The sequence below is a fragment of the Geminicoccus sp. genome (assembly GCF_036263595.1).
Classification (GTDB): Bacteria; Pseudomonadota; Alphaproteobacteria; order Geminicoccales; family Geminicoccaceae; genus Geminicoccus.
The window spans coordinates 15,173-41,681 of record NZ_DATAGQ010000137.1 but is presented as its reverse complement, the minus strand read 5'-3'; the positions used below and the strand labels follow the sequence as shown (position 1 = coordinate 41,681).

Below are 26,509 nucleotides of genomic sequence, written 5' to 3'. Positions count from 1 at the left end.
GGAAAAGGGGGCGTCCCTATTTCTTTGCCCAAGGGCCAAACCACCAAACCGTAGTCCCGGGCCAGGCATGCCCGGCGGAGTTCGACCGATGACCGACACCACCAAGCTCGCGACCGCAACGGCCGCCTCGCACGCCATGACGGGTGCCGAGGTAGTGCTCGCGGCCCTCGTAGAGCAGGGTGTAGAGGTCATTTTCGGCTACCCTGGCGGCGCCGTCCTTCCGCTCTACGACGCGATCTTCAAGCAGGACAAGATTCGCCACGTCCTGGTGCGTCATGAGCAGGCCGCCGTGCATGCCGCGGAAGGCTATGCCCGCTCGACCGGCAAGGTCGGCGTGGTGCTGGTGACCTCCGGCCCCGGTGCCACCAACACGGTGACCGGCCTGACCGACGCCCTGATGGATTCGGTGCCGCTTGTCTGCCTGACCGGCCAGGTGCCGACCCACATGATCGGCAACGACGCCTTTCAGGAGGCCGATACGGTCGGCATCACGCGTCCCTGCACCAAGCACAACTATCTGGTGAAGGACGTCGAGGAACTCGCACCCGCGATCCACGAGGCCTTCCATGTCGCCCGTACCGGCCGGCCCGGCCCGGTCGTGGTCGACCTGCCCAAGAACATCCAGATGGCCAAGGCGCCCTACCGGACGTCCGACGAGTCCCGGATCCGCGGCCGGGTGGAGGTGCGCGAGCCGTCCATGGAGCGCGTCGAGCAGGCCATCGACTTGCTCAAGCGCGCCGAGCGGCCGGTCTTCTACGTGGGCGGCGGCGTGGTGAATGCGGGACCCGAGGCCTGCGCGGTGCTGACCGAGCTGGTCCGCGCCACCGGCTATCCGATCACGCTGACGCTGATGGGGCTGGGCGCTTATCCGGCCTCAGACCCGCAGTTCGTGGGCATGCTCGGCATGCACGGCACGTACGAAGCCAACATGGCGATGCATGGCTGCGACGTGATGGTCTGCATCGGCGCCCGCTTCGATGACCGGGTCACCGGCGTCACCACGAAGTTCTCGCCGAACTCGAAGAAGATCCACGTCGACATCGACCCGTCCTCGATCAACAAGAACATCGCGGTCGACCTGCCGATCGTGGGCCACGCCCTGCCGACCCTGCGGGCCATGCTGAATGCCTGGAACCGCCGGGGCAACGAGGAGCCGGGCGGCGAGCGCACGTCGGCCTGGTGGAGCCAGATCGAGGAGTGGCGCGGCAAGAACTCCCTGGGCTTCCGCAACAGCCCCGCCCTGATCAAGCCGCAATACGCCATCCAGCGCCTCTACGAGCTGACCAAGGACCAGGACGTCTACATCACGACCGATGTCGGCCAGCACCAGATGTGGGCAGCACAGCACTTCAAGTTCGAGAAGCCGCTGCGCTGGATGACCTCTGGCGGCCTGGGCACCATGGGCTACGGCTTCCCTGCCGCGATCGGCACCCAGATCGCGCATCCCGACTCGCTGGTGGTCTGCGTGTCGGGCGATGCCTCCTGGCTGATGAACATGCAGGAGATGTCGACGGCCATCCAGTACCGCCTGCCCGTGAAGTCGTTCATCCTGAACAACAGCTACATGGGCATGGTCCGGCAGTGGCAGGAGTTCTTCCACGGCAACCGGCACGCCGAGAGCTACATGGACAGCCTGCCGGACTTCGTGAAGCTCGCCGAGGCATTCGGCGCGGTGGGCCTGCGCTGCACCGATCCGGCCGACGTCGACGACGTGATCCGCGAGATGCTGCGCGTGGACAAGCCGGTGATCGTCGACTGCGTCACCGACCGGGCCGAAAACGTCTATCCGATGATCCCCGGCGGCGCCGCGCATAACGAGATCCAGCTGGCGCCGGACGATGATTGGGGCGAGACGGTGAAGGGTGCCGAAGACGGCATGGTAACCGTCTGAACTGAGCCTTTCGCTCGATCTCGCCGCGGCCGGCATCAAAGTGCCGGCCGCATCCGTACATACGTTCAACGGGGATACCCCCGCACATGTCGATGCCTGAGGAACGCCACACGATCGTGGTGCTCGTGGACAATGAACCCGGCGTGCTGGCGCGCGTCATCGGCCTGTTCTCCGGCCGGGGCTACAATATCGAGAGCCTGACCGTAGCCGAGGTCGACAAGGAGCGCGGCCTGTCGCGCATCAACATCGTCACGATCGGCACGCGGCTCGTGATCGAGCAGATCCAGAACCTGCTGGCCCGGCTCGTCCCGGTCCACAAGGTCCAGGACCTGACCGTGGAGGGGCCGCACGTCGAGCGCGAGCTGGCGCTGGTCAAGATCAGCGGCGATCGGGAGCGGCTGGTGAGCGCGCTTCGAATCGCCGACTTCATGCATGCGCGGCTGGTCGACAGCGCTACCGGCTCGTTCGTGTTCGAGGTGACCGGTACCTCCGACGAGGTCGATGCCTTCATCTCGCTGGTCGAGCCGGCCGAGGTGTCGAGGGCCGGTGTCGTGGCAATCGCACGCGGCAGCAACATGCTGCAGAGCGACCGCAGCGAGTGATCTTTTTTTCATTCTTCTTGGGGCCGGGAGGGGCGAACCATGCGCGTCTATTATGATCGGGATGCCGATCTCAACCTGATCAAGTCGAAGAAGGTGGCCGTCATCGGCTACGGCAGCCAGGGCTTCGGCCATTCCAACAACCTGAAGGAAAGCGGCGTCGGCGAGGTCGTGGTCGGCCTGCGCGAGAACTCGCCCTCCCGCAGGAAGGTCGAGGCCGCGGGCCTGCGCGCCATGACCCCGGCCGAGGCCGCCAAGTGGGCCGACGTCGTCATGGTCCTGGTCCCTGACGAGCTGCAGCAGGACCTCTACCAGAACGAGCTCGCCGCCAACATGAAGCAGGGTGCCGCCCTGCTGTTCGCCCACGGCCTGAACATCCACTTCAAGCTGATCGAGGCCCGCCCCGACCTCGACGTGCTGATGGTCGCACCCAAGGGCCCGGGCCATCTCGTCCGTGCCGAGTACACCAAGGGCGGCGGCGTGCCCTGCCTGATCGCGGTCCACCAGGATCCATCCGGCGGCGCCCTTGACCTAGGCTTGTCCTATGCATCGGCCATCGGCGGCGGCCGGGCCGGCATCATCGAGACGACCTTCAAGGAAGAGGTCGAGACCGACCTGTTCGGCGAGCAGGTCGTGCTCTGCGGCGGCATGTGCGCCCTGATCAAGGCGGGCTACGAGACGCTGGTCGATGCCGGCTATGCGCCCGAGATGGCCTATTTCGAGTGCCTGCACGAGGTGAAGCTGATCGTGGACCTGATCTACGAAGGCGGCCTCGCCAACATGCGCTACTCGATCTCCAACACGGCCGAGTACGGCGACTACAAGACCGGCCCCCGCATCATCACGGACGAGACCAAGGCCGAGATGAAGCGCGTGCTGGCCGACATCCAGGAAGGCCGCTTCGTCCGCGACTGGGTGCTGGAGAACAAGGCGTCGCAGGCCAGCTTCAAGGCGATGCGCGCCAAGGAAGCCGCCCACCCGGTCGAGCAGGTCGGCGAAAAGCTGCGCGCGATGATGCCCTGGATTGGGACGAACAAGCTGGTGGATACGGCGAAGAACTGACCGTTCTCCACGGCTGATCCAGGACGAACGGGCGGAAAGGGCGACCTTTCCGCCCGTTTTTCATTTGGTCCTCGAGGCTCGACAGGCCGGATGTGGCCACTGCCAAGAGGCAGTCCGCCGGTGCCTTGCGTCAGATCCGAGGCTCGGGATGATGCCGCCGTGCCGGTGCCCAGTGGAGGCTGGGAGCATCTGGACTGCGGACGGCATGGCTGTTCCGTCCCACCCGCAGCTGCACCAGCACCACCAGCATCAGCACCGGCAGCATCAGCTCCCCAAGCTCCTCCACCGCCAGCAGGTACTTCACCCCCACCTCGCCGACCGGCATCCCGACCTCGCGCGCCATTCTCGGCAGGGCGTCGAAGAGCTTCAGCACCGGCAGGAGCAGCACGATCGTCGCCAGCCCGATGATCGTCGCGTTTCGGGCCCGTGCCAGTCGCGCCAGCTCCTTCCAGCTTGCCAGCACGCCGCCTACGACCAGCGCCAGCACGACGAGCAGCGCACTGCCCGCCAGGATCTTCTCCAGCAGCGGCGGGCCCGGCCGGAAATACTCCTTCGTGCTGAAGATGCCGTGGGTGGTGAAGGCGGTGTGGAGATCGATCTCGCGCGCGCCCATCAGGAAGCTGGCGATCGCGAGCAGGCCGAACAGGCCGCCCCGGCGGGTCCAGAGCAGCAACGCGATCGCCGCCACTAGGAACTGCAGGGCGGCACTGACGATCTCGACGGGACCGCCTTCGACGAGCAGCCGCTGCGCGCTGTCCACGGAGATCCCGGCCGCCGCCAGCAGCGCCACGACCACGCCCAGCAGGGCCAGGACCGGGACGAGCCATGTCTGTCGCAGGATGTCGTGCAAGGCGATGACCACCGGATCGGGCGAAGGAGAACAAGCCTAGCGGGCCATGCGTCGCCATTCGAGGCGCAACGCCGTGGAATGTGACGGTAGCATGGCAAGTGCAGCATTCCTGCCGGTGATCTGCGTCACCCCCATCCGCGTTGCTCTCGCGGTTCATCTATGGTCCTCTTCCTGCCATCCGCGAATCCTTGTGCGTGGAGGCTCGACCGGAGGTGGACCGGGAAGTTGCCGAAAAGGCATTGGCAGCCGTCAACGAGGCGAGCGGGCAGGTGGCCCTGGCCTGGGCGTCGTTCCTCTCGGTCGGCACCTATCTGGCCGTCACCATCGGCAGCACGACCCATGTCGACCTCCTGCTCGGCAAGCAGATCACGCTGCCCGTCCTGGGCGTCGACCTGGGGCTGGTCACGTTCTACTGGGCTGCACCGCTCCTGTTCTTGCTGTTCCACGTCTATTTCCTGATCCAGCTCTATGCGCTGGCCGGCAAGATCCATGCGTTCAACGCGCTGATGGCCGAGGCGGGGCCGCAGGCGGCGGCGATCCTTAGGGCCCGGCTGCACATCGTCATGCTGACCCAGGCCCTGGCCGGCCCGAGGCCCGGGATCGTCGCCCAGTTCGTCCGGCAGGTGACGCTCTGGCTCACGGCGGTGCTCCTGCCGGTGAACCTGCTGGTTCTTTTCCTGGTCCAGTTCCTGCCCTACCACGACGAGTGGATGACCTGGTGGCACCGGCTCGCCATCCTTCTGGATGTCCTGTTCCTGTTCGTGCTCTGGCCGATCATCCTCCACCCCAGCGGCGCCATGTGGCCGATCTGGCGGGACATGGGACGGCTGTGGCGGGGGATGCACCTGCCCGGCAGCGCACATGCCCATGTCGATCATGTGAGGGGCGTGCGGCAGTCGGTCGTGGCGGTAGGGCTGGTTTCCCTGCTCCTGCTGGTCGCGATCCCCGCGGTCCTGCTCGTGGCGACCATTCCGGACGAGTGGCTTGAGCGTCGTCTGATAGCCTTCAGCGACCGCTGGATGCCCTCGGCCGTGGTCGGGCGGGCGCCCGAGGGGCGGCGGATGCTGGCCGTGACCGCGTGGCTGTTCGAGGGCGAGATCAACGAGGTCACGCTGGCGCCGGAAAGCCTCTTCACCCGCAATTTGGTGATCGTCCAGCAGGACCTGGTCGATGATGCCGGCTCGGAGAAGGTCGAGTACAGCCTGAACCTGCGCGGCCGCCGGCTGGAGAACGCAGTGTTCACCGGCTCCGACCTCCACAAGGCCGACCTGTCCGGCGCCGACCTCCATCGGGCTACGCTGCGGGATGCCAACCTGCAGGGTGCCAGGCTTGCCTGTCCGGCCAGCGGGCGGATCGAGGAGTGCACGAGGCTGGACCGGGCGAACCTGCAAGGCGTGCAGTTGCAAGGAGCCAGCCTGTGGCGCGCCAGCCTGAAGCACGCCTTCCTGGCCGGCGCGCAGTTCCATGCCGCCGACCTGGGCGAGGCGCAGCTGGCGGGCGACCTCGGCGGGGCCGCGTTCGACGGGGCGATGCTGGGCGGCGCCCAGTTCCTCGATGCGCGTGGCGTGACCGAGCGGACGTTCGCCAGGGCGAGCTGGGCGAACATGCCGCGCCCGCCGGACCTGAACTGGCGCCAGCACCTCCAATGCGGCAACAGCCGGGGCACGGTCGACTTGGTCTTCATGGCCCAGGGACCGATGCCGCTGGTCTGCGATGCGTTCGCCCAGGCGGAGATCAGGCTGGCCGAGGCGCTGGCCCTCTATAAGCAGGCGGCCCTTGCCATCCGCGACCCGTCGACCCGCAACCGGGCCCGGCGCCAGCTTGCCGCGCTGCTGGAGCAGGGCGACGTCTGCACGGCCTTGCAGGAAGCGGCCTATCCCTTGGGTGTGGCCATGCCGGATGAATTGATGGACCAGTGGACGATGGACGTGCGGGCCGTGCACGACCAGCCGGACTGCCCGAACTTGGCCGCGCTCAAGGGCCGAGGCCTGCAGGAAATCGGCGGACCAGCCACGCGCTGACGGGCGAATAGGACCACAATCCATTGCATGTTATGCTCGGGCCGATCTGTCCGAGGCAGGAGCTGGCTCGACATGGCCATGCGCATCGATTTTGCACGAACGAACCCGAGCTGCCTGCGCTTGCAGCCTTCGCCGCTCCGCCCATCCGATCCGCTCGATGGCACGAACGAACCCGAGCTTTACCCTGGGATGACGACGCCCGTTCGCACGAACGAACCCGAGCCCGGTTCCCTGACCTCAACGGGCGAGCACGATCTCCAAGGAGCGCTCGACCTTGCCGTCCACCCCGCGTACCGCCAGCAAAGCGCGCCCCGGTACCACATCGATCGTTCCGAAGTTCGGGGCGGCGAACGGTGGGGCCAGCCGGTGCGGGTCGGGTTCGCGGACCTCGTCCACCCCCTCGTACACCATGTTGATCCCGGAGCTGGTCACCTCGACCAATGGCCGCGACGACAGGTCGGCGCGCCGGTAGATCGCGCCGAAATGCCGGTCGCCGGACAAGAGCAGCACGTCGCCCGTGCATCCATCCAGGAGGGCGAGGAGCCGGGAGCGCTCTCGCGGCAGGAGTCCCCAGCGCTCGAACCCGTGCGCGTCGCTCAGCACCTGCATGGAGCTGACCACGATCCTGAGGTCGGCCGGTTCGACAAGGACCGAAGCCAGCCACGCCCATTGCACCGCGCCCAGCACCGTCTTGCCGGGGTCGTCGTCCGGCAGATACTGCTCCTTGCCCCTGGCGCGGGGCTTGTCGGTAGGCTTCCAGCGGGACTTGAAGCTGCGCGTGTCGAGCAGGACGAGCTGGAGCGTGAAGGGCGGGGCACCCAGGATCCTGCTGCTGTAGATGCCCGGGCGCGACCATCGCGGGTCGTCGGCCGTAAGCTGCCAGTAGTCGCAGAACAGCGTCTGGGCGTTGGCGCGCCAGATGGCGTCGGCACCGGCATCGTCGCCGCCATAGTCATGGTCGTCCCAGGTGGCGGCATGCGGGACCGTCGCGCGCAGCCGGGCCAGCCCCGGTACCTCGCGTGCCAGCCGGTAGGCCTCGCGCAGCTCCGTGCACTCCGGGCCGCTGACGTCGCCATAGACATTGTCGCCGGTGAACAGGAACAGCTCCGGCCGCCAGTCGAGCACCGCGTCCCAGATTGGCTGCGGCTGGCGCTGGTTCATGCAGGAGCCGAACGCGATCCGCCGGGGTGCGGCCGAAGCTGCCGACAGGCTCCCCGCCGCGAGCGGCATGGCGGCGGCGGCCTTGATCAGCGCGCGTCGATCCAAGGGACGGTCCTCCAAAGGCCGCGAAGGCCCTTTACATGCAGGGGCGGTTGGCGGCATTTACCGCACCGACAACGGCGGAATGGTCACACTGCCGTCTGGACCGAACAATGGGTTTTCGTCCGCACGATCGCGCCACCATGCAGGGCAAGCTGCCCTCGATGGCGCACGTCCGGATCCTCCTGGGCTCGCTTCGACTTATCCGCCCCTGAGTGCGGCGCATCCGGTGCGCGCGTTCAGGGGAACGTGATCCGTCGAATCCTTCTGCCAGCTCTGCGAGTTCTACCTTCATGACCCAGTCCATCGACCAGCAGAACATCATCATCTTCGACACGACCTTGCGCGACGGCGAGCAGGCTCCCGGCTGCTCCATGGACGTCGGCGAGAAGATCCGCGTCGCCGAAGTGCTTGAGCACATGGGCGTGGACGTGATCGAGGCCGGCTTCGCGATTGCCAGCGAGGGCGATTTCCAGTGCGTGAACGAGGTGTCGAAGCTCGTTACGGAAAGCGTGGTCTGCTCGCTGGCCCGCGCCAATCCCGCCGACATCGACCGTGCCGCCGAGGCCCTGCAGCCGGCCAAGCGCAAGCGCATCCACACCTTCATCGGCACCTCGCCCCTGCACCGGCAGTTCCAGCTGAACCTGGACCAGGAGCAGGTGCACCAGCGGATCATCGACAGCGTCACCCGTGCCCGCCGCTATACGGACGATGTCGAGTGGAGTGCGATGGACGCGTCGCGCACCGAGAAGGACTATTTGTTCCGCTGCATCGAGACGGCGATCGCCTGCGGTGCCACCACGGTCAACATCCCGGACACGGTGGGCTACGCCTATCCCGAGGAGTTTGCCGACCTGATCCGCGAGATCCGCAACACGGTCCCCAACATCGACAAGGCGGTCATCTCCGTTCACTGCCACAACGACCTGGGCCTGGCGGTTGCCAACAGCCTGCTCGCGGTGAATGCCGGTGCCCGCCAGATCGAGTGCACCATCAACGGGATCGGCGAGCGTGCCGGCAATGCTGCGCTCGAGGAAGTGGTGATGGCGGTGCGCACCCGGCCGGACGTGCTGCCCTACCGGACCCGGGTCGTGTCGCAGGACATCATGAAGGCGTCGCGGCTGATCTCGGCGATCACTGGCTTCAGCGTCCAGCCGAACAAGGCGATCGTCGGCGCCAACGCCTTTGCCCATGAGAGCGGCATCCACCAGGACGGGATGCTGAAGAACGCCCAGACCTATGAGATCATGCGGCCCGAGGATGTCGGCCTGCATCGCTCCAGCCTGGTCATGGGCAAGCATTCCGGCCGCCATGCCTTCAAGAAGAAGCTGGAGGAACTGGGCTACGAACTGGGCGACAACGCGCTGAACGAAGCGTTCGTCCGCTTCAAGGCTTTGGCCGACAAGAAGAAGGATATCTACGACGAGGACCTGGTGGCCCTTGTCGACGACGAGATCCAGACGGGCGAGCAGACGATCAAGTTCAACCGTCTGCGCGTGATGTGCGGTTCCGACATCAAGCCGGAAGCTTCCATCGACATGGAGGTGAATGGCCAGCACATGACCTCGGTGGCGCTGGGCGACGGGCCGGTCGACGCGACGTTCAAGGCGATCGAGCGGCTGGTACCCCACCAGGCCGAGCTGCAGGTCTTCCAGATCAATGCCGTCACCGAGGGCACCGACGCCCAGGCCGTCGTCTCGGTCAAGCTCCAGGAGAACGGCCGGTCCGTGAACGGCCAGGCCTCCGACGTCGACATCATCGTGGCGTCGGCACGCGCCTACATTTCAGCGCTCAACAAGCTGATCACCAAGCGCAACAAGACGGCACCTGCCGCCCTGTCGGCCTGATTTCTGCCTGTTTTCTGTGCAGTCACCTGCCTGGACCCCCTTCACGGCGGACCGGGCGGGTGACTGGTCCTCATCTTGCTGGTGGGCAGCGTCCTCTGCTGAACGGATGAGACCCATGGCGACTGCCTACACTCAGGAAAAGAACACGCTGTTTCCGATTGTCCTCGCTTTGGTGGGGGCTGCGGCGACCGGCGTGTTGTGGGCCTATGCCAACCCCATCCAGCTGGTTCCCGGCGTGATCCAGTGGCGGATCTTCGCTTTCCTGCCGCCGCTCATCGGCATCCTGCTGGGCTCGAAGAGCGGCTTCATCTGCGGCTATCTCGGCACCGTCATCTGGTCCTTGCTCGCCGGCACCTTCATCCCTGCTCATTCCCTGATCGTCGACGGGATCGCGGTCGGGCTGACCGGCTTCATCCCCGGGCTGATGTTCGACCCGGCCAAGACCAGGATGGGCCGTGGCACGCTGGTGAAGATCGCCCTGGTTTGCCTCCTGGTGGGCGTGGGCATGGTGATCGTCGTGGCGGCGAGCCTGGCCTATCTCGGCATCTTTCCATTCCTGTGGGGCCTCACTTATCTGGGCCTGTCCGACGTCGTCCCGATGGTCATCGGCACGCCGCTCCTGGTGGTGCCCGCCCTGAAGATCCTGAAGAGCGCGCAACCCTCCGGCTTCACACGCTTCTGACGTTCGCTTTCCCCTGCAACCTGGAGGTCGAAGGCCGGCGTGCTTTCCATCGTGGATCTGAACGTGGGCTTCGGCGACCGTGATGTCCTGGCCGGCGCTGCCTTGCAGGTGGAGCCGGGGCAGGGTGCTCTGGTCTGCGGCGCCGGGGCCACCGGCAAGTCGACCCTTCTTGCCGCTGCGTGCGGGATCATCCCCCGGCTGAACCATGCCGACCGGTACGCAGGCGACATCCGCCTGTTCGGCCAGAGCGTCCTGGAATTGCCGCGTGCAGACCTGTTCTCGCGCATCGGCATCGTCTTCCAGAACCTGGACGACCAGCTCTGGGATCTGGAGGTCGAGGACGTCGTCGCGGCACCTTTGGAGAACCGCGGCCTGCCCCGCCCGCAGATCCGCGACCGACTGCATGAACTGTTCATCGCTCTGCAACTCCGGCCGCTGTCAGGCCGCCGCGTGCTGACCCTGTCCGGAGGTGAGCGGCGTCTGGTCGTGCTGGCGGCCGCGCTTGCGGCACACCCGCAGCTCCTGGTGCTGGACGAGCCGACCACGGGGCTGGATCCAGCCGCCCGTGCCCGCCTCGACGAGGCCCTGCTGGCCGTCCGGGACCAGATCCCGCTTGTTCTGGCCGCCGACCAGGACGCCGCTTCACTGGCCCGCTCCATCCGGCAGGTGCACCTCCTTTCGGGCGGCAGGATCGGCGCCAGCTGGCCGGCCCACGAGGCGCTGTCGTTGCAGGCTCCCTGGCTGGACGCCGGCGTCCTCCCGCCCAGGCGCCACCGCCAGTCCGTTCGCCCATCGGCTGCCACCGGCGCGGTCCTGCTCGAATCCGACCAACTGCGCACGCGCCTGGCCCGTCCTAGCGGCGAGCCGGTCCTGCGCGACGTCTCCTTCTCGATCCGTGCTGGCGAGATCGTCGGCCTGATCGGCCGCAACGGGGCCGGCAAGTCGACCCTCATCCAGGCCATCCTGGGCATGGCGGCCACCGCGTCCGGCACCGTCGCCATCGAGGGCGAGAACAGCTCCAGATGGACGACGGCGCGCCGTGCCCGCCGCATCGGCTATCTGCCCCAGAACATGCGCCGCATGCTGTTCAACCTGACCGTGCTCGACGAGGTCGCCTTCAGCTTGGCCGGAACCACATCCGGCATGTCCGACCCGTCCGTCCGGCAGCGTGGCCTGGAAGCGCTCCGCCCCTACGGCCTTGAGGACCTAGCCGAAGCCACGCCCTTCGCGCTCTCGGCACGTCAGCAGGCGCTGCTGGGCCTTGCCTGTGTCGCTGCGGCGGGCTGCGCGGTGGCGATCCTGGACGAGCCGCTCCTGGCCCGTGACGTCCGCGGCCGCGCCATGCTCGACCGCTTCCTGGACGACATGCTGGGAGCGGGCCGGTCGGTGGTGCTGATCTCCCACGACCTCGACCTTGTCGACGAATTGTGCGGCCGGCTCCTGATCCTGGACGAAGGCCGGATCGCCTTCGACGGACCGACCGACGGTGGCTGGACGTCGGAAGCCTTCATGTCGCTGGGCTGGCCGTCTCCCCGCGAGCGCTGGCGGGCAGCATCATGAAGCGGCTCCATCAGCTGAACTTCCTGGTCAAGCTCGCTGCAGCCTTCCTGGTGATGATCGCCGCCTGGATCGTCTCCGAGCCGCTGCCGGCGCTGGTCATCGCCGCACTTGTCGTGATCGGCCTCGTGGCGGCGCGCGTGCCGGGCGTGGGAGGATACCTCAAGGGCAGCGCCATCCTGGTCCTGATGGTGCTCCTGACTTGGTCGCTCAACATGACGCTGCAGGGCCAACCGCTTGCGGCGGCGGTCCCGGTGGCCCTGCGCATGGCCGCTCGCCTGGTGGCGACGACCGGCGCCTTCTTCTTCGTCATGGAGACGAGCACGCCGGGCTCGATCCTCGCCGCCGCCAGCGCTGCCCGCTTCCCCCCCATGGTGACGCTGGTCCTGTCCCTGATCTTCGGCATCATCCCGATGCTGCGCGAAGAGTTCCTGCGCATCGCGGACGCCCAGCGGGCACGAGGCATGGAGATCGACGGCGTACCGTTCCACACCCGCCTCCGCTACGCGCTGGCGCGCGGCGTGCCGCTCCTGGTCCAGTCGATCCGGATGGCCCAGGCGATCTCCACCTCGCTCACCGTCAACGGCTTCGATGCAGCCACCAAGCGCACGACCTGGCGGCAGGTCGGGCTCTCCGTCGAACGCAGCCTTCCCAGCCATGAGGCCCGCCCGTCATGAACCCTTCCCCCGTCACCGAGCATCACTGGACGGTCGACATCGCCGGACGTGCCGTCGACCTGCCGCTGGTCGCGATCAAGCCGGACTTCGCCATCTCGCTGATGATGGTGATCGACCTGGGCGTGGACTTTCTGACGCATGTCGGCCGTGAACTTGCGGCGCGGCTGCAGTCGCACCGGCCGGATGTGATCGTGGGCGCAGCAACGCTTGGCATTCCCATCGCCATCGAGGTCAGCCGGGCGCTCGGCCTGGACCAGTACGTCGTCCTGCAGAAGTCGCCGAAGATCCATCTGGCCGACGCGCTGGTCGAGCCGATCACCTCGATCACCTCCAAGGGCGAGCAGCGCCTCCTGCTCGACCGCCGGGCCATTTCGCTGCTCGACGGCAAGCGTGCCGTGGTGGTGGACGATGTGGTGGCGAGCGGCTCCAGCCTGAAGGGCGCGATCGCGCTCACCCGTGCAGCCGGTGCCAACGTCGTGGGAGCCGGCGTGGTCCTGACGGAGGCCTATGACTGGCAGACCGTGCTCGGGGCCGATGCCGGCTCGGTGGTGAGCCTCGCGCACATTCCGCAGTTCGCTCCCACCTCCACCGGCGGTTGGGCTCCGATTTCGGGCACATGACGGTGGCGGCGAACCTGTCGCAGGCGGGTCGCCATGGAACCGTGACTTTTTTTCTGGCACTGCTTGTTCGCCGGAGGGTTGCGCTGCCCCCGGCCTGCTTGCAGCGCTGCGGACCTCGCCCGGATGTTCCTTTCCAGACTGCTCGGGATCTTCTCGACCGATCTCGCGATCGATCTCGGGACAGCCAACACGCTTGTCTACATGAAGGGCAAGGGCATCGTACTCAACGAGCCCTCCGTGGTTGCCATCACGACCATCAAGGGACGCAAGCAGGTTCTCGCGGTCGGCAACGAAGCCAAGCAGATGGTCGGCCGCACGCCCGGCAACATCGAGGCGATCCGGCCCCTGCGCGACGGAGTCATTGCGGACTTCGAGGTCGCGGAGGAGATGATCAAGCATTTCATCCGCAAGGCCTACAGGCGCCGCCGCTTCGCCGCACCGTCGATCATCATCTGCGTGCCCACCGGCTCGACGGCGGTGGAGCGCCGCGCGATCCAGGAGAGCGCGGAGGGGGCAGGGGCCAGGCGGGTGCAGCTGATCGAGGAACCAATGGCTGCGGCGATTGGAGCGGGCCTGCCCGTCACCGAGCCCAGCGGCTCCATGGTGGTCGACATCGGCGGCGGGACCACCGAGGTGGCGATCATGTCGCTTGGTGGCATCGTCTATGCCCGATCGGTCCGGGTCGGCGGCAACAAGATGGACGAGGCCATCATCAACTATGTCCGCCGCAACCATAACCTGCTGATCGGCGACACCACCGCGGAGAACATCAAGAAGTCGATCGGCTCGGCCTGCCTTCCCGAGGAAGGCGAGGGCAAACTCATGGAGATCAGGGGCCGCGACCTGATGAACGGCGTGCCCAAGGAGATCGTGGTCAGCCAGAAGCAGATCTCCGAGGCGCTGGCCGAGCCGGTGATCGCGATCATCGAGGCGATCAAGACCGCCCTGGAGCATACTGCGCCGGAACTCGCTGCCGATATCGTCGACAAGGGCATCGTACTGACGGGTGGCGGCTCGCTGCTGGGCAACCTGGATTTCGTGCTGCGCTACACGACAGGCCTGCCGGTGAGCCTCGCCGACGACCCGCTCACCTGCGTCGTCATGGGAACCGGGCGGTGCCTTGAGGAAAAGGAACTACGCCACGTTCTCCAGACGGCCTATTGATGCGGACTGAACGCACGGCAAGCCGATCGTCTAAGCCTTGAGTTGAATCTTCTATTAATCGATGCACCCATGGTAGAAAACTTGGCGGTGCAGCTGTACCGGAGATGAGGTCTAGGTGAGCGTGATGAGCATCGAGGATGGTCTGGCCGCGCCGGCAAGAGCAGGCTGAGCTTCGATGAGCCGGCGACTGTCCCGTCTTGCCGTTCCGTTCAAGGTCCTGGTCGACCGGATGACCATGGCGGTGCTGCTCGTGGCGTCGCTGCTGCTGCTCGTGGTCGGCAAGGTCGATCTGAAGCTGATCGACATGGCGTCCAACCATGCAGGCGATCTGGCGGCTCCCGTGCTCGGGATGATGGCGATGCCGGTCCATGCGGCGCGCGGCTTGGCCGAAACGGTGGGGGGCATGCTGGCCCTGCAGGAAGAGAACGAGCGGCTGCGCATGCAGGTGGATCGGCTGCTGGCCTGGCAGGCGGAGGCCGCCCGCCTCGATGTCCAGAACAGGGCGCTCAGGCGGATCGTGGACATGCCGCCGATCGAGCGGGCCATTCCCGTCGCCACGGCGTCGATCGTCGGTGATGTCGGCGGCGGCTTCATCCAGACGCGGCTGGTCGATGCCGGCTCCAGCCGCGGTGTGATGGTGGGCCAGGCGGCGGTCGACGCGCGCGGTCTGGTCGGGCGGATCGTGGCCGTCGGGCAGCGCAGCGCGCGAGTGCTCCTGATCACCGACATGAGCGCGAAGATCCCGGTGTTCGTCGATCGGTCGGGCGATCGGGCGCTCCTGGAAGGCGGCAACGACCGGCTTCCGCGCCTGCGCTTTCTTCCCCGCGATCCCCGGTTCGCGCTGGGGGACCGGGTGATCACCTCGGGTGAAGGTGGCCTGCTGCCGGCTGGGATCCCGGTGGGCGTGATCAGTCGGATGGCCAGTGGCGAGGTGGATGTCACGCCGGTAGCCGACTGGGAGCGGCTGGACGTCGTGCAGATCCTGCGTGCCCTGCCGGTGGAGCCACCCGAAGCTGCCCTGCCTGTGCAAGCGGCCAGCATCGAGGCGACGAGCGCCACCCGCCTTGCGGCCGAACTGCCGCGATGACCACGGGCACGACCGAGCACCGCCTGCGCCAGTTCCTGCCGACGCTTTCCCTTGCCTTGGCAGCGCTGGTCGATCTTGCGCCGATTCCGGATGCGGCGCCGGCAAGCCGCGGGCCTGATATCCTGATCGCCGCCCTGTTCTTCTGGTCGCTCCACCGCGCGGAGCTGGTGGCGCCCATACCGCTGTTCGCGCTGGGCCTCGCCACCGATTTCGTCGCCGGCTCGATGATCGGCCTCACACCGGCCTTGCTGCTACTGACGCGCGAGGCCGTGGTCCGCCAGCACAAGCTGCTGCTTGCCATGTCGTGGCCGGTCCTGACCGCGAGCTTCGCCTCCTATGCTGCGGCATTAGGTTTCCTGCGTTGGGTGATGGCCTCGCTGATGGCTGGCCGCTGGTACCACCCGATCCCGGCTGTGCTTGGGGTCCTGCTGACCGTCCTGGCTTGGCCCTTTGTCGTCCTTCTGCTGATGCGGCTGCAGACAGCGTTGCCGAGAATGCGCCATGCAGCAGGAAGCTGAACGCATCCGCTGGTTCCGGCGCCGTTCCGTGCTGCTGGGTGCGGGCACATTCGGCGTGTTCGGCGGGCTGGTCGGTCGCCTCTGGTACCTGCAGATGGAGCAGGGCGAGCGCTACCAGCTCCTGTCCGAGGAGAACCGGGTCAACCAGCGCCTGATTCTCCCGCCGCGCGGACGCGTCCTGGATCGGGCGGGACGGCCGCTGGCGGAGAACATCCCGACCTACCGGGTCCGAATCATCCGCGAGCTCACCAAGGACGTGCCGGGCACCCTGGAACGATTGGCGGCCGTCATCCCGGTGACGCCCGAGCGGATCGCCGAGGTGATCAGGCAGGTGCAGGCGCGCCCGCGCTTCGTGCCGGTGAGCGTGCGGGATGATCTCGATTGGGAAGAGGTCTCACTCATCGCCGTGCGTGCGCCGGAGTTGCCCGGAATCATCCTCGATTCCGGCATGGTCCGTCGCTATCCCGAAGGTCCTGCCGCGGCTCATGTCCTGGGCTATGTCGGCCCCGTGGACGAGCCGGAACTCAAGAGCGATGCGGACCCGCTGCTGCAACTGCCTGACTTCCGCATCGGCAAGCAGGGTGTCGAGCGCTCCTACGATCCCGTGCTTCGTGGCAAGGCCGGCCTGTCTCGGGTCGAGGTCAACGCGGTCGGTCGCGAGATCCGCGAACTGGATCGCGACGAGGGGCAGCCCGGCCAGGACCTCGAGCTTTCCCTCGACCTCGAGCTGCAACGCTTCTGCATGAACCGGCTGGCGGCCGAGACCAGCGCCGCTGCTGCTGTCGTGGACGTGCGGACTGGCGGTGTGCTGGCGCTCGCATCGGTGCCGAGCTTCGACCCGACCCTGTTCCAGAACGGCATCTCCACCAGGAACTGGGGAGCGCTTCGCGACGACAAGCTGGCGCCGATGGTCAATAAGGCCTTCAAGGGCGAGTACCCGCCAGGCTCGACCTTCAAGATGATGATCGCACTGGCCGGCCTGGAAACCGGTGTGATCAAGCCGGACACCCGGATCCGCTGCTCCGGGTCGACCTGGCTCGGCCGGATCGAGTTTCACTGCTGGAAGAAGGGCGGCCATGGCGCGGTCGACCTCCAGCGTTCGCTGGAAGTTTCCTGCGACGTCTACCATTACGAGGTTGCCCGACGGCTAGGTATCGACCGTCTGGCAGAGTACGCGCGCCGCTTCGGGCTGGGCGAACGGACCGCTATCGACTTGCCAGGCGAGCGGCCAGGCGTCATGCCGACGGTAGCCTGGAAGAAGGCCAAGCTGAAGCAGCCCTGGCACAAGGGCGAGACCCTGATCTCCGGCATCGGGCAAGGCTATGTGCTGGCCACGCCGCTGCAACTGGCCATCATGACCGCCCGCCTGAGCAATGGTGGCTACAAGGTCAGCCCTTGGCTGGTCCGTGGCGGCCCGCGCCATATGGCCTGCTGTGGTGCCATGGCCGAGCCGGTAGGGGTTGCCAAGGAGCATCTGGATCTCGTCCTTGGTGGCATGCACCGTGTGGTGAACAGTCCGGCGGGCACCGCGCGTGCCGCTGCCCTCCTCACGCCGGGCGTCCAGATGGGCGGCAAGACGGGTACCTCCCAGGTGCGCCGGATCAGCAAGGCCGACCGGCTGTCCGGCGCCTACAAGCGCAAGGACATCCCCTGGGAACAGCGCGACCATGCCTTGTTCGTGGGCTACGCGCCCTTCACGGAGCCCCGCTATGCGGTGGCCGTGGTGGTCGAGCATGGCGGGGGCGGCTCCGCCGTGGCGGCACCCATTGCGCGCGACATCCTCGACCGCGTCCTGCAACTGGACGGTCAGCCCGTCCAGGCGCCGGACGGCAAGTCCGCCTGAGGACCTGCCATGGAAGAACGGCTGCGGGCGACCGACCTATCGCTGGGCGAGAAGATCCTGTCGATCAACTGGCTGCTCGTCGCGCTGCTCTGCGTGATCGGCGGCATCGGCTATGCGGTCCTGTATTCTGCCGCGGGCGGCTCACCGGAACCCTGGGCCTTCCGCCATGCCGTGCGCCTTGCCGCCGGGATCTGCGTCATGCTGGTCCTGGCCATGATCGACGTGCGCTTCTGGTTCAGGATCGCCTATCCGGTGTTCATGGTGGGAGTGGCGCTGCTCCTGGCAGTCGACCTCTCCGGAATCGTCGCCAAGGGCGCCCAGCGTTGGATCGATCTGGGCCCAATCCAGCTCCAGCCGTCCGAGGTCATGAAGATCGCCCTGATCCTGGGACTGGCGCGCTGGTTCCATGCCGGCTGGCTGGACGACGTGAAGCGGCCGCTGTTCCTGGTCCCACCCCTCCTGATGGTGGCGGTGCCGGTAGCACTCGTGATGCTCCAGCCCGACCTTGGCACCGCCATCACCTTGATCTCGGTGGGCGGCACCCTGTTCTTCGCTGCAGGCGTACGCTGGTGGAAGTTCGCCCTGGTGATCGCCATCGGCCTGGCGGCCCTGCCGGTGGGCTGGGAGATGATGCATGACTATCAGCGCCAGCGGGTGCTTACCTTCCTGAACCCGGAAGAGGACCCGCTGGGCTCCGGCTATCATATCATCCAGTCGAAGATCGCGTTGGGTTCGGCCGGCCTTTGGGGCAAGGGCTACCTGCACGGCTCGCAGGCCCAGCTCAATTACCTGCCCGAGAAGCACACGGACTTCGCCTTCACCACGCTCGCCGAAGAAACCGGCTTCGTGGGTGCCACTTTCACGCTCTTCCTGTTCTTCGCGGTCGTGGTCCTGGGCATCGTCGCGGCGACCCGGGCCCACAGCCAGTTCGCGCGGCTGGTCATCATCGGGCTCAGCATGAACTTCGCCGTCTACGTCGTGATCAACACGTCGATGGTGATGGGCTTGATCCCGGTCGTCGGCATTCCGCTGCCGATGATCAGCTATGGCGGCACCGCCATGCTGACCGTCCTGCTGGGCTTCGGCATCCTCCTGTCCGCCGACGTCCACCGCGACACCCCGATCCAGCGTTTCCCGAAAAGCTGAGCCGGCCGACAAAGCCTGTTCCCAAACCGGGGACGAGAACCTATCACCCACCCATCCAAGGGGAGTCCCGGCAAGGGGCTGAGAGGCCATCGGCACATCCGTGCAGCATGGCGACCCTTCGAACCTGATCCAGTTCACACTGGCGAAGGGATGGGAACAGCATGCAGATCAGCCAGGCACCGCCCGTTGTCCGCTCCCCAGAGGAGCCGCCGCGCCTGCTTGGACCCGAGGTGGAGGTGGAGGTGCCCCACCTCGTCTATGGCGGACGCCCTGTATTCCAGGACCTGCGGCTGCGGCTTCCGGCCGGCAAGTGGACCTGCCTGCTTGGTCCGTCCGGCGTCGGCAAGACCAGCCTGCTGCGCCTGATCGCCGGTCTGGAAGCCGGTGCCGTTGTTCGTCCGGACCCGGGTCGCCTTGTCGGCAAGATCGCGCTGATGGCCCAGCAGGACCTGCTGCTGCCCTGGCTGAACGTGCGCGACAACGTGCTCCTTGGCCACCGGCTCCGCGGCAGATCGCGCGATGCCATGAAGGTTCTGGCCGCCGAAGCCGATGCGCTCCTCGCGCGGGTGGGGCTGGCCGGCAAGGGAGATGCGTCGCCGTTGGTCTTCTCCGGCGGCATGCGGCAGCGCGTCGCCCTGGCACGCACGCTGATCGAACATCGGCCGGTCGTCCTGATGGACGAACCGTTCTCGGCCCTGGATGCGGTCACCCGCCATCGCCTGCAGGATCTCGCGGCCGAGCTGCTGGCCGATCGCACGGTCCTGCTGGTGACGCATCATCCCCTGGAAGCCATCCGGCTGGGACACCGCATCTGGGTGATGGCTGGCAACCCCGCGAAGCTTCGCGGGCCGATCGAGCCATCCGGTCCCACGCCGCGCGATCCAGCAGATCCCGGCGCCATCCGCCTGCAGTCAGACCTCATGAAGGAACTTCTGGCATCGGCCGAACTGGTAGAAACCCAATGAGCCTGTTCCGTCCGGCTGTGACGGCTGTTGGCCTGCTGTGTTCGTGGCAACTGGTGGTCTGGCTGAGCGGCGTGCCGCCCTTCATTCTTCCGGGTCCCCTCACGGTGGCGCTGGCCGGCTGGCGCAACTTGCACCTCCTGGCGGAGCACGCCGCCACGACCGGCCTGGAGATCGTGCTCGGCCTCCTCATCGGCAGCCTGATCGGCGCCCTGGCTGCCCTCGTCCTGGTGAGTTCCGCACCTGCGAGGCGGTGGCTGCTTCCCGTGCTGGTGATCAGCCAAGCATTGCCCGTGTTCGCGCTGGCCCCGCTGCTCGTGCTGTGGCTGGGCTATGGCCTCCTCTCCAAGGTCGCGATGGCGGTCCTGATCATCTTCTTCCCCGTGACGCTCGCCTTCTTCGACGGGCTGCGCCGCACCGAGCGCGGTTGGCTGGAACTGGCGCGGGTCATGGATGCACCACCTTTGGCTGTGCTCCGGCAGATCCGCGTTCCGGCTTCGCTGCCAGCCCTCGGATCAGGTCTCCGGGTGGCCGCCGCGGTGGCACCGATCGGTGCCGTCGTCGGGGAATGGGTCGGCTCGTCGGGCGGCCTGGGCTACCTGATGCTGCACGCCAACGCACGGATGCAGGTCGACCTGCTGTTCGCTGCGCTCGTGGTGCTGTCCGCCATGGCGCTCAGCCTCTGGTGGCTGGTCGACCGGGTCATGACCCGGTTCAACCGCTGGCAACCCGCCAGCTACCAGACCAATCGATAGAAAGGATCCCGAACCATGCTGCGCCTTTTCGCGCTGGCGACGCTGTTCCTGTGCGTGGCGGGCACTGCCCGGGCGGCTGACAGGCTCACAGTCCTGCTGGACTGGTACGTCAACCCGGATCACGGTCCGCTGGTGGTCGCCCGGGAGAAGGGGTTCTTCGCGAAGGAGAACCTCGAGGTCGAACTGATCGCGCCGTCCGACCCGAACGATCCGCCGAAGCTGGTCGCGGCCGAGCAGGCTGATATCGCAGTTACCTACCAACCCCAGCTCCATCTCCAGGTTGCCGCCGGATTGCCGCTCGTCCGTATCGGGACCCTTGTTTCCACGCCATTGAACACGGTGGTGGCGCTGGCCGACGGCCCGATCTCGTCGCTGGCCGACCTGAAGGGCAAGCGCGTCGGGTTCTCGGTGGCCGGCTTCGAGGACGTGCTGCTCGGCACGATGCTTAAGACCCATGGACTGAGCCTTGCGGACGTCAACCTGATCAACGTCAACTTCTCGCTGTCGCCGGCCTTGATCAGCGGTCAGGTCGATGCCGTGATCGGCGCCTTCCGCAACGTCGAGATCCCCCAGATGGCGCTGCTCGGCCATCCCGGCCGTGGCTTCTACCCGGAGGAGGAGGGTGTGCCTCCCTATGACGAGCTGATCTATGCGGCCCACCGCGACGGCCTGGACCGCCCCGAGCTGCGGAGGTTCCTGCGTGCCGTCGAGGCGGCGACGCAGTGGGTGCTCAACCATCCTGGGGAGGCTTGGGAAGTGTTCAAGGCGACCGACGCAGCGCTGGACAACGAAGCAAATTACCAAGCTTGGCTCGAAACGGTCCGGCGGTTTGCGCACAGCCCCGCGGCGCTGGATCAGGGGCGCTACGACCAGTTTGCCACGTTCCTGAAGGAACAGGGCCTGCTGCAGGAGGTCCCCGAGCTGTCGAGCTATGCAGTCGACCTGAACGCCACGAGGTAGGCCCGGCTGCCGGGCTCCCGTGTCAGGCCAGCCAGGAGTAGAGCCGTTCCCTGGCCGATTCGCGCAGCGTCACGATCAACAGGCGGATCGTTTCCTCGAACAGCTGGTTGGCCTGGTCCTGTTCGGCCGGGGCGGTGGTGCCGGCCAGAATAGGGCTGGTCCGGGAAACCTCGCCGCCTGCTCTGGCCAACTCCAGGCCGCTCGGATCCACGATCACGAGGTCAGCCGCAAGGCGCGACCACAGTTCGCGCGTCGGCTCAAGACCGAGCTGGCTCGCCACATCGCCGCTTGCAGGAAGAGCGCGAACGCGGAGGTCGGCCGCCACGATCTCGACCCTGACGACGTCATTGCCGCCCATGGGCTGAACTGCACTTCGCAGCGCAGCCTGGACGCGCTGGCGCAACTGCTCCTGCCGCCGCTCCGCCGCGACGTCGCCAGAGGTCGATCCGGCCGCGAGGGCGGACACGACGTCCACTCCACCGACCGCGAGACGGATCGGCTCCAGGGGCGGCAGCGGCGGGACGGAAGGTGCAGCCGAGCAGCCGACGACGGAAGCTCCTGCAGCCAGCAGCAGACTGCGCCGGGCGAGGCCCACCTAGTGCCGGGTCTGGTGGCGGATCGATCCGATCGAGTCCGCTTCGAACCGATAGGTGCGGTTGCAGAACTGGCAGGTCGCGGTGATCGAGCCATCCTGCTGCTGCATGTCGGAAACTTCCTCAGCGGAGAAGCCTCGGATCACCGCTGCAAATCGCTCGGCGCTGCAACGGCAGCCATGCGCGAGCTGCAGGGGCGGGTAGACCCGGACGATCTCCTCGTGGAACAGCCGGTGCAGCACCGTGTCCACGTCGAGGGCCGGGCCGATCAACTCGTCGTCCGTCACCGTGCCCAACAAGACCATCGCGCGACGCCAGCCGTCCTCGTCGGTGATGTCGATCGGCGCATTGCCGCCCTCGTCGGGCAAGGCCTGAACCACGATGCCGCCGCCCTGCCAGCTGCCGTCGATATCGCGCTTGAGCGCAAAGCGCATCCCAGTACGCACCTGTTGCGAGCGCTGGAAATAGGTGAGCATGCAGTCGGTGAGCGAGGCACCTTCGAGCTCCACGATGCCCTGCTGCGTCTCGCCACCCACGGCCGACTGGTCGAGGGTGACTGCCAGCAGCCCGTCGCCGCAGAGATCCCCGATCTCCTCGGACGGAAAATCAGCACCTTGCTCGAAGGAGGCATAGCCGCGGATCGCACCCTGGTTGGTGCAGTCCGCGACCATCAGCGTCACCGGCCCCTTGCCGCGCACCTGCAGGCTGAAGCTGCCGTCGAACTTCAGCTCGCCCGCCAGGGCCGAGGCGAGCAGGACGAGCTCACCCAGGCTGCGCGCGATGGGATCGGGATAAGCGTGTCGCTCCAAAATCTCGTCGATCGCCGGCCCCAACCGCACGAACCGGCCACGAAGGCCGGTCCGGTCGAGCTGGAATGGCCGGCTGCTGTCGATTGGCACATGTTCGGCGCTGCTCACGCGCGCATTCCCTCCAGGCACCAGGCGAGGATTGCCTTTTGCGCATGGAGGCGGTTCTCCGCCTCGTCGAATACGACGGACTGGCGTCCATCGATCACGGAGGCGGTGACCTCTTCACCACGATGCGCAGGAAGGCAGTGAAGGAAGACCGCTCCTTCGTTCGCCTTGCCCATCAGATGGTCATCCACCCGGTAAGGCTCAAGGATCCGATGGCGAACGTCCGCATCGGCCTGCCCCATCGATACCCAGGTATCGGCGATGACTCCGTCCGCGTCCGTCACGGCCTCGATCGGATCGCGCAGCACGCGCACGCGTCCCTGATGCTTTTCGGCCCATGCCACCACCTCGGGTGCCGGCTGGAGCTCACGCGGGCAGGCGATGTCCAGGCGGAAATCGAACCGCACGGCGGCGTGGATGAAGGAGTGGCTGACATTGTTGCCATCGCCGGTCCAGGCCAGCTTGCGCCCGCGGATCGGACCCTTGTGCTCCTCGAAGGTCAGGACGTCGGCCATGATCTGGCAGGGGTGGCTGAAGTCGGTCAGGCCGTTGATCACCGGCACCGTCGCATGGTGCGCCAGCTCCAGCAGCTTCTCGTGGGAGTCGGTGCGGATCATGATCGCATCGACGTAGCGCGAGAGCACCTTGGCCGTGTCCGCGACCGTTTCGCCGCGCCCCAGCTGCATCTCCTTCGACGAAAGGACCACCGGATGCCCGCCTAGCTGGCGCACGCCGACCTCGAAGGAGACGCGCGTGCGGGTAGACGGCTTCTCGAAGATCATCGCAAGCGAGCGTCCTGCCATCGGCAGGCTCCGGTCGCGTCCGTGCTTCAGCGCCGTGGCACGCTGCAGGATCGACCGGAGGTCACCAGCTTCGACCTCGCTCAGATCCAGGAAGTGGCGGATCTGGCTCATGCGGCCATCTCCGCACAGACCCGGTCGAGCATCTCCAGGCCCTGGTCGATCTCGTCGCGGCTGATGGTCAGGGGCGGAAGCAGGCGCACGACGTTGTCGGCGGCCGCCACGGTGAGCAGGCCATGCTCGCGCGCCTTGGCAGCCACCTCGGCGTTGGACGGATGGACCTTGAGGCCGCGGATCAGGCCACGGCCGCGAACCTGCTCCACCACCCCCGGATGGCGCGCAGCCAGCGCTTCCAGGCCGGCACCGAGATGATCGCCACGGTCCATGACCTCGTCCAGGAAACCAGGTGCGAGCAGGACGTCGAGCACTGCCCCGGCGACGGCACTGGCGAGCGGGTTGCCGCCGAAGGTCGAGCCGTGGGTGCCCTGGCTCATGCCGCTGGCTGCCCGCCCGGTCATCAGGCAGGCGCCTACCGGAAAGCCGCCGCCCAGGCCCTTGGCGATGCCCATGATGTCGGGCGTGGGAGCACCCAGCGCTTCATAGCCGAACAGCCGGCCAGTGCGGCCGATCCCGCACTGGACCTCGTCATAGACCAGCAGGAGCCCGTGCTCGTCGCAAAGTCCCCGCAGGCTGTGCAGGAAGGCCTCCGGAGCCGGCCGAATGCCACCCTCGCCCTGAATCGGCTCCAGCATGATGGCAGCGGTCTGGTCGCCCAGCACAGCCTTGACCGCATCCAGGTCGCCGAACGGAACGTTGTCGAAACCGTGCAGCAGAGGTGCGAAGCCCTCTGTCAGGCGCTGGGCGCCGGCTGCCGAGATGGTCGCCATGGTCCGGCCATGGAACGCACCCTCGAAGGTGACGATCCGGTTGCGCTCGGGGCGGCCGTTGGCGAAGTGGTAGCGGCGGGCGACCTTGATGCAGGCCTCCATCGCTTCCGCGCCGGAATTGCAGAGGAACACCGTCTCCGCGAACGAGGCGCCTACCAGCCGGTCGGCCAGCCGCTCCAGTTCCGGGATCCGGTAGAGGTTGGACACGTGCCAGAGCTTGGCAGCCTGGGCCTGCAGCGTGGCCACCAAATGTGGGTGGGCGTGGCCCAGGCCGTTCACCGCGATGCCGCTGCCGAAGTCCAGGAATCGTCGCCCGTCGGTCGCCACCAGCCACACGCCTTCGCCACGCTCGAAGGCGAGGTCGATGCGCTTGTAGACGGGAAGCAACGAAGGAACGGCGGCGTTCTGCATGCTCGTTTCGCTTGGAGGGTCGGAGACTAGGTCTCGATTTTGGGGGAAGCGGGTTCAATGGGGGTGGGACGGTCCGATGTCAACGATCGGCCGGTGATGGCCGCGCAGCAGCGGACCGCCCAGGCAGTATCCGGGTGCCGTGCGCCCATGCTTCCGTCCATGGGCAACGCCGGATCAGGTAGGCTGCGGTGGCCTGGACTCGGAGGAGCGGCCCTAAGTGGCTGCGACACCGAGTGCCTTCCTGACCGCCGGAGCCACGACCGTGCCGTACAGCTCGATCGACCGCATGATCTTCCTGTGCGGCATGGTGCCGACGCTGAACTGGACCAGGAATCGCTGGTGTCGGAAGATCTCGTGCTGGGCGAGGATCTTGTCGATTACCTGCTGGGGACTGCCGATGAAGTCGGCACCGCGCGGTGAGCGCTGCGCCTCGAAGCGTGGCCTGGTGTAGGGAGGCCAGCCGCGTTCCCGGCCCAGACGGCCCATCACGTCGGCATAATAGGGATAGGCGTCGTCGGCGGCCTGCTGGGAGTCCTCGGCGATGAAGCCGTGCGAATTGATGCCGACCGGGAGGCTGGCGGGGTCGTGGCCGGCGCGGGCGGCGGATTCGCGGTAGAGGTCGACGAACGGGCGGAACCGCGCCGGCTCGCCGCCGATGATCGCCAGCGCCATCGGCAGGCCCAGCGTCCCGGCACGGACGGCCGAGGGCGGGTTGCCGCCCACCCCGATCCAGACGGGGAAGGGATCCTGCACAGGGCGGGGATAGACCGGCTGGTCGCGCAGGGGTGCCCGGTGACGGCCGCTCCAGGTCACCCTGGGCGAGGTGCTGAGCTTGAGCAGCAGGTCCAGCTTTTCCGCGAACAGCTCGTCGTAGTCGTCGAGATCGTAGCCGAACAGCGGGAAGGATTCGATGAAGGAGCCGGGCCCCGCGATGATCTCGGCGCGGCCGCGCGAGAGCAGGTCGAGTGTCGCGAAGCTCTGGAAGACGCGCACGGGATCGTCCGAGCCCAGCACGGTCACGGCGCTGGTCAACCGGATGTGCCGAGTCCGCGCGGCAGCCGCGGCCAGGACGACGGCCGGTGCCGAGACCGCGAAGTCCGGGCGGTGGTGCTCGCCGATGCCGAACACATCCAGGCCGAGTTGGTCGGCCAGCTCAATTTCCTCGAGCAGGTCGGCGAGGCGCTGGTCGGCCGGCGGGATCTGCCCCGTCGCCGGGTCCGGGCTGGTCTCGCCGAACGTGTAGATGCCAAGCTCCATGGCTCACGGCTCCGCATGAATGGACCGCCGCCAGGCACGCAGCCTGGTCGGCTCCCGTCCAGATGGGGATGCAGCGATGCCAGCCCGAGGGCCGGCAGCGAAACGGACTGTTTCCTTCCGGACGGTACCGGCGGCAACGGGACGTG

At 67.0% G+C, this 26,509-nt stretch carries 24 protein-coding genes and 1 riboswitch; of the genes, 17 read left to right on the top strand and 7 right to left on the bottom strand.

The features are described 5' to 3' along the window. Positions 1-88: 88 nt before the first annotated feature. The 3 genes from VHL31_RS13385 to ilvC all read left to right on the top strand — a co-directional run bounded on the left by VHL31_RS13385 (position 89) and on the right by ilvC (position 3,552). Positions 89-1,891 carry an acetolactate synthase 3 large subunit gene (locus VHL31_RS13385; RefSeq protein ID WP_329661721.1) on the top strand — a complete coding sequence of 601 codons (1,803 nt, stop codon included), beginning with the start codon at positions 89-91 and terminating at the stop codon, positions 1,889-1,891. A gap of 86 nt (positions 1,892-1,977) precedes the next feature. Then, positions 1,978-2,493 (top strand): acetolactate synthase small subunit, encoded by a 516-nt coding sequence (gene ilvN, locus VHL31_RS13380; RefSeq protein ID WP_329661720.1) that lies wholly within the window; start codon positions 1,978-1,980, stop codon positions 2,491-2,493. Positions 2,494-2,532: 39 nt separating this feature from the next. Beyond that, positions 2,533-3,552 (top strand): ketol-acid reductoisomerase, encoded by a 1,020-nt coding sequence (ilvC, locus tag VHL31_RS13375; protein WP_329661719.1) that lies wholly within the window; start codon positions 2,533-2,535, stop codon positions 3,550-3,552. Positions 3,553-3,682: 130 nt separating this feature from the next. On the opposite strand, the gene VHL31_RS13370 is transcribed toward ilvC, so the two are convergent. Continuing rightward, complete coding sequence (locus VHL31_RS13370) at positions 3,683-4,402, bottom strand: hypothetical protein (RefSeq protein WP_329661718.1); 720 nt, start codon at positions 4,400-4,402, stop codon at positions 3,683-3,685. A gap of 212 nt (positions 4,403-4,614) precedes the next feature. On the opposite strand from VHL31_RS13370, the gene VHL31_RS13365 reads away from it, so the two are divergent. Beyond that, positions 4,615-6,423 (top strand): pentapeptide repeat-containing protein, encoded by a 1,809-nt coding sequence (locus VHL31_RS13365; RefSeq protein WP_329661717.1) that lies wholly within the window; start codon positions 4,615-4,617, stop codon positions 6,421-6,423. A 237-nt stretch (positions 6,424-6,660) separates the two neighbouring features. Here the strand turns inward: VHL31_RS13365 and VHL31_RS13360 are convergent, their stop codons facing one another. Then, the gene (locus VHL31_RS13360; protein ID WP_329661716.1) at positions 6,661-7,689 is read right to left on the bottom strand and encodes an alkaline phosphatase D family protein; all 1,029 of its coding nucleotides are present in this window, start codon (positions 7,687-7,689) and stop codon (positions 6,661-6,663) included. Positions 7,690-7,976: 287 nt separating this feature from the next. Between VHL31_RS13360 and VHL31_RS13355 the strand changes: the two genes are divergently transcribed. The 13 genes from VHL31_RS13355 to VHL31_RS13295 all read left to right on the top strand — a co-directional run bounded on the left by VHL31_RS13355 (position 7,977) and on the right by VHL31_RS13295 (position 21,501). Then, on the top strand, positions 7,977-9,530 hold the full coding sequence (locus VHL31_RS13355; RefSeq protein ID WP_329661715.1) for a 2-isopropylmalate synthase: 1,554 nt from the start codon (positions 7,977-7,979) through the stop codon (positions 9,528-9,530). A gap of 106 nt (positions 9,531-9,636) precedes the next feature. Beyond that, entirely contained in the window at positions 9,637-10,212 is a 576-nt protein-coding gene (locus VHL31_RS13350) for an aminotriazole resistance protein (protein ID WP_349262433.1), read from the top strand. A 39-nt stretch (positions 10,213-10,251) separates the two neighbouring features. Continuing rightward, a complete protein-coding gene (locus VHL31_RS13345; protein WP_329661713.1) occupies positions 10,252-11,772 on the top strand; it encodes an ABC transporter ATP-binding protein in 1,521 nt (506 codons plus the stop codon). After that, on the top strand, positions 11,769-12,446 hold the full coding sequence (locus tag VHL31_RS13340; protein ID WP_329661712.1) for an energy-coupling factor transporter transmembrane component T: 678 nt from the start codon (positions 11,769-11,771) through the stop codon (positions 12,444-12,446). The genes VHL31_RS13345 and VHL31_RS13340 overlap by 4 nt, the downstream gene beginning before the upstream one ends. After that, positions 12,443-13,066: a phosphoribosyltransferase family protein gene (locus tag VHL31_RS13335; RefSeq protein ID WP_329661711.1), complete on the top strand. Its 624-nt coding sequence runs from the start codon at positions 12,443-12,445 to the stop codon at positions 13,064-13,066. Before VHL31_RS13340 ends, VHL31_RS13335 begins: the two co-directional genes overlap by 4 nt. A gap of 123 nt (positions 13,067-13,189) precedes the next feature. Next, a complete protein-coding gene (locus tag VHL31_RS13330) occupies positions 13,190-14,230 on the top strand; it encodes a rod shape-determining protein (RefSeq protein WP_329661710.1) in 1,041 nt (346 codons plus the stop codon). A gap of 175 nt (positions 14,231-14,405) precedes the next feature. After that, positions 14,406-15,317 carry a rod shape-determining protein MreC gene (mreC, locus tag VHL31_RS13325; RefSeq protein ID WP_329661709.1) on the top strand — a complete coding sequence of 304 codons (912 nt, stop codon included), beginning with the start codon at positions 14,406-14,408 and terminating at the stop codon, positions 15,315-15,317. After that, positions 15,314-15,835 carry a rod shape-determining protein MreD gene (gene mreD / locus VHL31_RS13320; protein WP_329661708.1) on the top strand — a complete coding sequence of 174 codons (522 nt, stop codon included), beginning with the start codon at positions 15,314-15,316 and terminating at the stop codon, positions 15,833-15,835. Before mreC ends, mreD begins: the two co-directional genes overlap by 4 nt. After that, positions 15,819-17,678 carry a penicillin-binding protein 2 gene (gene mrdA / locus VHL31_RS13315; protein ID WP_329661707.1) on the top strand — a complete coding sequence of 620 codons (1,860 nt, stop codon included), beginning with the start codon at positions 15,819-15,821 and terminating at the stop codon, positions 17,676-17,678. Before mreD ends, mrdA begins: the two co-directional genes overlap by 17 nt. 9 nt (positions 17,679-17,687) lie before the next feature. After that, positions 17,688-18,824 (top strand): rod shape-determining protein RodA, encoded by a 1,137-nt coding sequence (rodA, locus tag VHL31_RS13310; RefSeq protein WP_329661706.1) that lies wholly within the window; start codon positions 17,688-17,690, stop codon positions 18,822-18,824. A 48-nt stretch (positions 18,825-18,872) separates the two neighbouring features. Beyond that, positions 18,873-18,992: riboswitch (TPP riboswitch) on the top strand. Beyond that, a complete protein-coding gene (locus VHL31_RS13305) occupies positions 18,986-19,789 on the top strand; it encodes an ABC transporter ATP-binding protein (RefSeq protein ID WP_329661705.1) in 804 nt (267 codons plus the stop codon). Its footprint overlaps the riboswitch before it by 7 nt. After that, the gene (locus tag VHL31_RS13300; RefSeq protein ID WP_329661704.1) at positions 19,786-20,541 is read left to right on the top strand and encodes an ABC transporter permease; all 756 of its coding nucleotides are present in this window, start codon (positions 19,786-19,788) and stop codon (positions 20,539-20,541) included. The genes VHL31_RS13305 and VHL31_RS13300 overlap by 4 nt, the downstream gene beginning before the upstream one ends. A 15-nt stretch (positions 20,542-20,556) precedes the next feature. Beyond that, positions 20,557-21,501 carry an ABC transporter substrate-binding protein gene (locus VHL31_RS13295; RefSeq protein WP_329661703.1) on the top strand — a complete coding sequence of 315 codons (945 nt, stop codon included), beginning with the start codon at positions 20,557-20,559 and terminating at the stop codon, positions 21,499-21,501. Positions 21,502-21,523: 22 nt separating this feature from the next. Here the strand turns inward: VHL31_RS13295 and VHL31_RS13290 are convergent, their stop codons facing one another. The 5 genes from VHL31_RS13290 to VHL31_RS13270 form a co-directional block, all read right to left on the bottom strand. Next, the gene (locus VHL31_RS13290; protein ID WP_329661702.1) at positions 21,524-21,967 is read right to left on the bottom strand and encodes a hypothetical protein; all 444 of its coding nucleotides are present in this window, start codon (positions 21,965-21,967) and stop codon (positions 21,524-21,526) included. A 129-nt stretch (positions 21,968-22,096) separates the two neighbouring features. After that, positions 22,097-23,011, bottom strand: a complete 915-nt coding sequence (locus tag VHL31_RS13285) for an Hsp33 family molecular chaperone HslO (protein WP_329661701.1) — start codon at positions 23,009-23,011, stop codon at positions 22,097-22,099. Then, positions 23,008-23,922: an ornithine carbamoyltransferase gene (gene argF, locus VHL31_RS13280; protein WP_329661700.1), complete on the bottom strand. Its 915-nt coding sequence runs from the start codon at positions 23,920-23,922 to the stop codon at positions 23,008-23,010. Before argF ends, VHL31_RS13285 begins: the two co-directional genes overlap by 4 nt. Beyond that, the gene (locus VHL31_RS13275; protein WP_329661699.1) at positions 23,919-25,106 is read right to left on the bottom strand and encodes an aspartate aminotransferase family protein; all 1,188 of its coding nucleotides are present in this window, start codon (positions 25,104-25,106) and stop codon (positions 23,919-23,921) included. Before VHL31_RS13275 ends, argF begins: the two co-directional genes overlap by 4 nt. A gap of 213 nt (positions 25,107-25,319) precedes the next feature. Next, a complete protein-coding gene (locus VHL31_RS13270) occupies positions 25,320-26,363 on the bottom strand; it encodes an LLM class flavin-dependent oxidoreductase (RefSeq protein ID WP_329661698.1) in 1,044 nt (347 codons plus the stop codon). Positions 26,364-26,509 lie beyond the last annotated feature (146 nt).